Source organism: Candidatus Saccharimonadia bacterium (assembly GCA_035544015.1).
Taxonomy (GTDB): Bacteria; Patescibacteriota; Saccharimonadia; order UBA4664; family UBA4664; genus UBA5169.
This window is the reverse complement of sequence record DATKIP010000073.1, coordinates 1-1,131: the sequence shown is the minus strand read 5'-3', so window position 1 is coordinate 1,131 and position 1,131 is coordinate 1. Positions and strand designations below refer to the sequence as shown.

Below are 1,131 nucleotides of genomic sequence, written 5' to 3'. Positions count from 1 at the left end.
CTGTAGATTTTTTACGTAAGGAAATGAAGGGAAAAGTCGATCCAGAATCGTCGGAAATTTCGTATCTAGCGATTCCTTTTCTTGGACCGCAAAGTGATCCGGTCCTCGTCTTGTACGCTGCCTGCTTTGAGCTGAACTTCTTTGCTGATAATGATCGGATTAAAAAAGTCGTCTCGATGTGCGATGGTTTCTGTAAGCTGTTTGACTACCTTCAGGTAGACAATTTTCCGAATCTTAGAGTCTGTCCGGAGAGATCATGCGGGATTGCATAGCTTTCTCAGCATGAGCCTGATCGACGCGAGACGTAGGAATGCGAGGCCTCGGCGGTTGAGATTTTCCCAATCCTTGGCCAGGCGCCTGCATCGTCCAAGCCACGCGAACGTGCGCTCGACGACCCATCGCTTGGGCAAGACGATGAAGCCCTTCGCGTGATCGGATCGCTTGACGATTTCGACATTTACTTGCGCCATTATTTTTGCCATAGCGCGGCGAAACAAGGGGCCTTGATAGCCACCATCGGCGTAGAGCCTCAGCAGGAATGGATAAAGACCGAATAGCGTCGCCATGACGAGTTCGCCGCCATCGCGATCCTGAATGTCGGCGGCGTGCACGATGGCGTGGATCAGCAGGCCTTGCGTATCGACGAGAATGTGGCGCTTCTTGCCCTTGATCTTTTTTCCCGCATCGTAACCCGGCGGATCGATCGAAGACCCCCTTTTTCAGCGCTTTTGACGCTCTGGCTGTCGATGACGGCGGCGGTGGGACTGGCTTCCCGGCCAAGCGCTTCGCGACATTTCACATAGAGCATGTGATGGATGCGATCGAGCGTGCCATCCCAGCTCCACAGATCGAAATATCCATGGATGGTCGAACGCGGCGGCAGGTCTTTCGGAATGGCCCGCCACTGGCAACCTGTCGACAGAATATACATGAGGCCGTTCACCACCTCGCGCATGATCACCGTGCGCTTGTCGCCGCCGCGCTTGGCGGGCGGGATCAGCGGCTCAACAAGCGCCCATTCGTCATCAGTCAGATCGCTGGGATAGCGCAAGAAGCTACGATCATAACGAGCGCGGTTGTTCGTCGTCCACATGGGCGGCTCCTACGAATCAGGCCACCACCCTTGAATCA

Annotated in this window: 2 protein-coding genes; one reads left to right on the top strand and one right to left on the bottom strand. The window is 54.9% G+C overall.

The window, feature by feature from the left end:
• Window positions 1–272: hypothetical protein (locus tag VMT30_03595; protein ID HVQ44024.1), on the top strand; the 272-nt coding region annotated here is incomplete at its 5' end.
• Here VMT30_03595 and VMT30_03590 read toward each other — a convergent pair.
• A protein-coding gene (locus VMT30_03590) for an IS5 family transposase (protein HVQ44023.1) occupies window positions 255–1,093 on the bottom strand; the annotation gives its coding sequence in 2 pieces (ribosomal slippage) (window positions 255–709 and window positions 709–1,093; 840 coding nt in all). The genes VMT30_03595 and VMT30_03590 overlap by 18 nt on opposite strands.
• Window positions 1,094–1,131 lie beyond the last annotated feature (38 nt).